Origin of the sequence: Streptomyces prasinopilosus (assembly GCF_001419695.1) — a bacterium.
Taxonomy (GTDB): Bacteria; Actinomycetota; Actinomycetes; order Streptomycetales; family Streptomycetaceae; genus Streptomyces; species Streptomyces prasinopilosus.
The window spans coordinates 1-6,569 of sequence record NZ_LIRG01000339.1; the positions used below are offsets into that span (position 1 = coordinate 1).

Consider the following 6,569-nt stretch of genomic DNA (forward strand, 5'->3'; position numbering starts at 1 on the left):
CGCTTCGACGGCCCGCCCGCTCCTCGCCGGGTGCGGGGGGCGGGCGGCCGTCGAAGCGGGAGAACGCCCCGGTGTGGACCGTCTTGGCCCGCCAGTGCCCGGGCCAGCCGGGTTCGGGCAGCTCGGCCGGCCAGGGGGCGAGGAGCAGGTCGGCCAGGTCGTAGGCCATCCGGTGCGGGGGGTCGGTCCGCTCGCCCCGCATGGCCGTCACCGCGACGGGGGTGCCCAGGAGGCGTGCCAGCAGGGCCACTTCGACGGAGACGTCGCACACCAGCAGCCGGGGCGCGGCCGCCTCGATCCACCGCGCGATCAGTGCCATGCGCCCGCGCAGCCCGGCGTGCAGGACCGGCGCCCAGTGCAGCCGGCCGCCCGCCGTCACGTCGCCGAACGCGGCGGGGTCGCCGTCGTCGTCCCCCGGCAGGCGCACCCAGGGCCCGGGCCAGTCGTCGGGTTCCGCCAGGCTGGACAGGCCGGTCACCGGGAGGGGGCAGCGCGCGGCGACGGTGCGTGCGCGGTTCAGGTGGCCGCTGCCCTGGTGGTGCACGTAGTAGCCGATCACGCCGACACCGCCCGGTAGAAGCGCTCGTAGCTGCGCGTCATGACCTCCACGGAGCAGAAGGACTCCGCGTGCCGCCGGGCGGCGGCCCGGGACAGGCCGATCGTCGGCTCGACGGCCTTCGCGAGCGCCGCGCAGTCGCCGGGCGGCACGAGCCGGGCGCAGTCGTCCGTGACGATCTCCGGCAGCGCCCCGCGGTCGAACCCGCACACCGGTGTGCCGCAGGCCAGGGCCTCCGCCGTCACCAGTCCGTACGGTTCGTCCCAGCAGGGTGTGACGACGGCCGCCGCCGAGGAGCCGACCAGTTCGCACAGGTCGGGCTGCGGAAGGTGGCCCTCGTAGGTGATCGTGCGGCCCAGCCGGGGGCGGACACACGCCTCGAAGTACTCCGCGTCCCCCACGGGTCCCGCGAGCCGCAGCCCCCGTCCGGCCAGCCGGGCGGCCTCGATCGCCAGGTGCGCGCCCTTCTCGGGCACGACCCGCCCCGACCAGACCAGTTCCTCCCCGCCGGGGCCGGGATGCCAGCGCCGGGTGTCGATGCCGTTGCGCACCACGGTGGCGTCGGGCACCACGTGGCGCCACGACGTGGCGGTGTGCTCGCTGACCGCGCTGAACCGCACCGGGCAGCGCCGCGCCGCCTGGACGGCCGATTCGAGCCAGGGGGTGGGCGGGGTGTGCAGGGTGGTGACCACCGGGACGGGCAGGGCGGCGGCCATCGCCACGGGCAGGTAGTGCAGGCTGTTGTTGTGCACGATGTCGTACCGCGCCGGCTCGTGGGAGAGGTCGAGCATCAGCTGGAGGTAGGCGTGGTGCTCCTCCAGCCACTCCGGGGCCACCATGCTCGCGTCCCAGCGGGCGGCCTCGCTGATCCGGGGCGGCCGCACCGGCATCTCCACCACTCCCAGGGCGGGGTCGGAGCCCGGCCCGGCGAAGACGGTGACCTCGTGGCCGCGTGCGATCAGTTCCTTGGACAGCGTCCAGGTGTGCGCTTCGAGACCGCCGGCGAAGGGATCGCGGATCGGATGCCTGGCGGAAGCGATCAGAGCGATCCGCAAGGGGGCGGGCGGGGGGTGCGGATCGGGCCGCGCGGCAGCCCTCACAGCAGGTCCGCGTAGAGCGCTTCGTGTTCCCGGGCGAGCCGGCGGCGCTCGGCCAGGCGGTCCGCCGGCCCGGCCCGCCAGGCCGGGCGCTCCTCGTAGGCGGTGCGCACCGCCTCCCGCAGCGACGCCGCGTCCAGTCCCCGCCGGTCGTGCCCGTAGCCGAGGCAGGGCCGTTGCTGTGCGTAGAACCCGCAGGACGGGGCGACGACGGTTGTCCCCAGGTCGTGGCACGCCTCCAGCCATCCGGAGTGGGTCCCGAAGCGGTAGGGCAGTACGGACACGTCGAGGCCGATCAGGTAGTCCCACAGCGCGTCGTCGTCGAAGTAGTGGTGGACGCTCAGCCGCAGCCGCCCCCCGCGGTCCATCCCCCGCAGCTCGTCGAGCACTCCGGGCGCGTGGAAGTGGCTCGCCGGGTCGTCGATCTCCGGGTGGCAGTCGACGCGCAGCACCGCGCCGGGCAGTTCGGACAGCGTGTCGGCGAGCACCCGGACCACGGGCAGCGGGTCCATGTTGGCGCGGAGGCTCTTGACGTGCACACCGACCGTGAACGTGTCGTGTTCGGGCCGAGGCCGTATCAGACCGGGCGGGGGGACCACGTGCGGGTGCGGCAGGACCAGCGCGGTGCGGCCCCAGCGTGCGGAGATCTCTTCCGCGGCACCCGGGGTGAGGGTGATGAGCCGGTCGGCCCCGGGGACGAGCACGTCCAGCTGCGCCCGGTGCTCGCTCTCGTCGTGATGGTGGGGGTTGACGAGGTCGTGGACGGTGTAGACGAGCGGTTTGCCGTTCCGGCGCAGGGCGTCGAGGAGGGCCCGCAGTCCCGAAGGGGACTGCGCGTCGAACCCGAAGTGGAGGTGGAAGACGTCGAAGGCCGCGGCGTGCTCGTCGACCCAGTCCGCGTCGAGCATGACCGGCGGCCACCACTGGCGGGAGCCCGCGGGGGCGCCGCAGGGGCGGGGATCGGCCAGGCGGACCACGTGGTCGCCGCCGGGCGGGGACAGGTGGCGCACGTAGACGTGTCCGGCGGGGACCGAGGCGACCCGGATGGTGCCGACGGCGCCGGCGGACGGGCCGGGTCCGCCGCCGGGCCGCGGGCCCGCTTCGTCGCCGGACGCGCGGGGCGTCGGCTTCGCGCTGCGGCGGTGTGCGACCGGTTCGGGCACAGCTGTCTCCTCGTTCCGTCACGCCGGAGGCCGCCCCGTCCCCTCGAGTCCCGCCCAGGGCCGTGTCGCGCAGAGCACGGTGGAGGCCGCGTTCTCCGGGATCCACGGTCCCCCCTCGGACGGCCGGCGGCATGCCGGACTCGGCCGTCCGGGCGAACACGACGGCCCCCGACGGCCGTCACGGGGCCGTGCGGCGGCCGCCCGGGTCCGGCCGGAGGAAGCCGGTGAGTGCGGAGGCCAGGGCCTCGGGTGCCTCTTCGGCGACGTGGTGTCCGGAGTCGATGCCGTGGCCGCGGACGTCGTCGGCCCACCGGTCCCAGATCGCGACGGGGTCTGCGTACAGATCCTCCAGGTCGTCCCGCAGCGACCAGAGGACGAGTGCCGGGCAGGTGACGCGCGCGCCGGCGGCCCGGTCGGCCTCCTCGTGCCGCCGGTCGACGGTGAGGCCCGCGCGGTAGTCCTCGAGCATCGCCCGCACCACGTCGGGATCGCGGGTGGCCCGCCGCCACTCGTCGTGGTTCTCCCGCCCCATGCTCTCGGGGTCCCCCTGGTACCAACTGTCGGGGTCGGCGGTGATGACCCGCTCGGGGGTGCCCGGCTGCGCGAAGAAGAACCAGTGCCACCACTGGGTGGCGAACTCGGGGGTGATCCGCGACAGGTGCTCCGTCAGCGGCAGGCAGTCCACGAACGCCACCCGGGAGACGGCGCCGGGATGGTCGAGTGCCAGGCGCAGGGCGACGCTGCCCCCGCGGTCGTGGCCCACGAGCGCGAACCGGCGATGCCCGAGACGGCGCATCACGGCCACCACGTCCCCGGCGACCGCACGCTTGGAATAGCCCACGTGATCGTCCGTGAACCGCGGCCCCCTGGAACGCCCGTACCCCCGCAGGTCCGGGCAGACCACCGTGTGTCCGGCCCGCACGAGCAGCGGGGCGACCCGGTGCCACGTCGCCGAGGTGCGGGGATGACCGTGCAGGAGCACCACCGGCGGGCCGTCCCCGCCGAAGCGGACGAAGACGGATGCCTCACCGACGTCGATCCGCGCCGTCTCGAATCCCTCGAACACCCTGGCCTCCACGGGGCTCGGCGCCCGCACCGCTCCTGCCGTCGGCACGGGGTCCAGGAGTCCCTCCTGCCCGGGCCGGCGACGGCTACGCGCGCCGCCCCCGGAACGACCGCACCGGCCGGCGGAGGCCACCGGCCGCACCCGGCCGCGTCCGGCGACCGTGCCGCCCGGCCGGCGGCCGGCCCCGGGGCCCGCGCGCCGGAAGGGGTGCGCGGGCCCCGGGGCCGGGGGTGTCACTCCGAGATGTCGACCTTGCCGTTGGCCGGTTCGACGGGAGCGGGTGTCGTCGACGTACCGCGCCGGGTGAGCCCCTGGAGGAGCTGGGCGAGGTCGACGCCGGTGGCGGAGTTGAGGAGCTCCATGCCCTGGGCGACGTTGTCGGTGACGGTGCGCGTGAGCTGCCCCGCGCCGTCGGTGGAGATGACGGTCATCTTGTCCACGGCGGCCAGCGGCTCGGCGGCCTTGCCGACGACCTGCGGCAGCACCTCGACCAGCATCTGCAGCACCGCCGCGTCGCCGTAGCGCTCGAAGGCGTCGGCCTTCTTGTGCATCGCGTCGGCCTCCGCGAAGCCCTTCGCGGCGATCGCGGCGGCTTCGGCGTCACCCTCGAGGCGTACGGCGTCGGCGAGCGCCGCGCGGTGGGCCTTCTCGCCCTCACCGGTCAGCCGTGCCCGCTCGGCAGCCGCCTCGGCCTCCTTGACCGAGGCGATGCGGCGGGCCTCGGCCTCCTGTTCGGCCTGGTAGCGGGCGGCGTCGGCGGGCTTGCGGACCTTGGTGTCCAGTTCGCGGTCGGTCAGCGCGGCCTGACGGGCCGCGACCTTCTCCTGCTCCTGCAGGACCTCCTGTCGGCGGGCCGCCTCGGCGAGCGGGCCGGCGGCGTCGGCGCGGGCGGCGGCCTCGTCCGTCTCGGCCTTGATCTCGGCCTGCTTCAGCGCGAAGGTGCGCTGGGCGATCGCGATCTCCTCCTCCGCCTTGAGCCGGGCCTGCTCGGAGGCCCGGCGGGCGACGGCCTCGGCGATGTCGGCCTCCTGCTTGGCACGGGCCGCCTCGGGCCGGCCCAGGTCCTCGAGGTAGGAGCCCTCCGTGGTGATGTCCTGGATCTGGAAGGCGTCCAGCACGAGCCCCTGTCCGGAGAGGCTGGCCTCGGCCTCCTCCGCGACCTGCCCGGCGAAGGCGGCGCGGTCACGGATGATGTCCTCGACGGACATGCGCCCGACGATGGAGCGCAGCGCGCCGGACAGCACTTCCTGGGTGAAGCCGACGATGCCGTCCTGCTGGTCCAGGAACCGCTGGGCGGCGGCGCGTATCGAGTCCTCGGTGCCGCCCACCTTGACGATGGCGACGCCCTCGAGGTTCGCCTTCACCCCGCGCAGGGTGACCGCGCCCCGGACGGCCACCGGGATGTGACGGCTGGACAGTTCGAGGGTGAACTTCTGCTGGACGAAGGGCACGACGAAGACGCCGCCGCCGACCACGACCTTCTGGCCGCTGTTGTCGGTGAAGATCCGGCCGGTCTCGGGGTCGGTGGACTTCTTGCCGCGCCGGCCGGTGACGATGAACGCCTCGCTGGGGCCCGCGACCTTGTAGCGGGTGACCACCACGAGGGCCAGCAGGACCAGGAGTACGACGACTCCCACCACGGCTGTCAGTACGGAGCTCATATGTGTGGAATCCCCTCAGCCCTCCCGGGGGACGGCGATGTGGTTCGGATCGAATCAGATCGAATCGGACATGGATGCGGGCGACGCGGGAGCGCACGGGCGGCGTGGTGGAGACGCCGGCCGCGGGAGCGGAGGAGCCGGACGGTGGGGCGGCGCGGTGACGTGCCGGTCAGCGCTCGACCGGCCGGACCGCCACCGATGTCGCGGACAGCGCGGACTCCACCCAGACCTCGGCGCCCCGCGCGACGGGTCCCGAACTCCTCGCGGCCAGCTTCAGCGGCTGTCCGGCGAGGTACACCAGCACCTCGCCGTACCCCTCGGCCGGGATGGCGGTCACCACGGAGCCGGAGGTGCCGACGAGATCGCCGCCGCGCGGGGCGGCAGCGGTCTGGTCCCGCATGAGGGCGCGACTGAGCTTCCAGGTCAGCCAGCCCGCGGCGGTACCGGCCGCGGCACCGGCCGCCGTCGCTCCGGGGGCCCCCAGATCCGTCGTACCGAGGACGATCGCCCCGCCGAAGCCGAGCATGGACACGAAGCCGGCGATGACCGGCAGCGAGAGGAACCCGTCGAACAGCCCGTCCAGCACGCCGCCGAACAAGCCCTCCAGGACCCCGTCGAAGATCAGCGAGAGCAGCAGCAGGACCAGTCCCGCGATACCGAGACCCACGAACCAGTCCATCCGGGCCCCGCTTTCACTCGATGATCTCCCGCCCCCGCATGCTCCCATGCGGCCCGGCACCGGCACATTGCCGGAACCCGGCAGTCTTTACGCGTTCTTAATGCCGCCTTCCGGCGGACCCCGGGCCTCCGCTCCCTTTTCGGCTGCGGCACGGGTCACGTGGACGCGGGGCGGGAGACCCGCGCTCCGGTCGCGCGTCCCGGCCGGGGCGCGGCGGGGCGCCCGGGGGCAAGGCCGTTGCTCCGCTCCGGCAGGACCGGCGCTCCCCCGGGACGCACGGGGGTCCCGGTCGTCGTCCGGTGCGGGACGCCGGACGGGTCCGCCGCCGGGGGAAGTGCCCGCACCGG

The 6,569-nt window shown here is 74.7% G+C and carries 5 protein-coding genes and 1 pseudogene; all 6 read right to left on the bottom strand.

What is annotated here, in order from left to right:
* Nucleotides 1-559, bottom strand: a pseudogene (locus AOK18_RS15225) (glycosyltransferase); the annotation flags it as partial.
* Nucleotides 556-1,611, bottom strand: a complete 1,056-nt coding sequence (locus tag AOK18_RS15230; protein ID WP_055694708.1) for a glycosyltransferase family 4 protein — start codon at nucleotides 1,609-1,611, stop codon at nucleotides 556-558. The pseudogene AOK18_RS15225 and the gene AOK18_RS15230, both read right to left, overlap by 4 nt.
* 41 nt (nucleotides 1,612-1,652) lie before the next feature.
* Complete coding sequence (locus tag AOK18_RS15235; RefSeq protein WP_206281550.1) at nucleotides 1,653-2,816, bottom strand: glycosyltransferase; 1,164 nt, start codon at nucleotides 2,814-2,816, stop codon at nucleotides 1,653-1,655.
* Between the two features lie 178 nt (nucleotides 2,817-2,994).
* Nucleotides 2,995-3,882, bottom strand: coding sequence for an alpha/beta fold hydrolase (locus AOK18_RS15240; protein WP_055694710.1), 888 nt, complete (start codon nucleotides 3,880-3,882; stop codon nucleotides 2,995-2,997).
* A gap of 233 nt (nucleotides 3,883-4,115) precedes the next feature.
* The gene (locus AOK18_RS15245) at nucleotides 4,116-5,543 is read right to left on the bottom strand and encodes a flotillin family protein (RefSeq protein WP_055573931.1); all 1,428 of its coding nucleotides are present in this window, start codon (nucleotides 5,541-5,543) and stop codon (nucleotides 4,116-4,118) included.
* A 169-nt stretch (nucleotides 5,544-5,712) separates the two neighbouring features.
* The gene (locus tag AOK18_RS15250; RefSeq protein ID WP_055573930.1) at nucleotides 5,713-6,222 is read right to left on the bottom strand and encodes a hypothetical protein; all 510 of its coding nucleotides are present in this window, start codon (nucleotides 6,220-6,222) and stop codon (nucleotides 5,713-5,715) included.
* Nucleotides 6,223-6,569: the final 347 nt, after the last annotated feature.

What these genes read in the sequence shown, in the direction of transcription:
- AOK18_RS15245 (WP_055573931.1), bottom strand. Translation starts at nt 5,543, where the DNA reads ATGAGCTCCGTACTGACAGCCGTGGTGGGAGTCGTCGTACTCCTGGTC.
- AOK18_RS15250 (WP_055573930.1), bottom strand. Translation starts at nt 6,222, where the DNA reads ATGGACTGGTTCGTGGGTCTCGGTATCGCGGGACTGGTCCTGCTGCTG.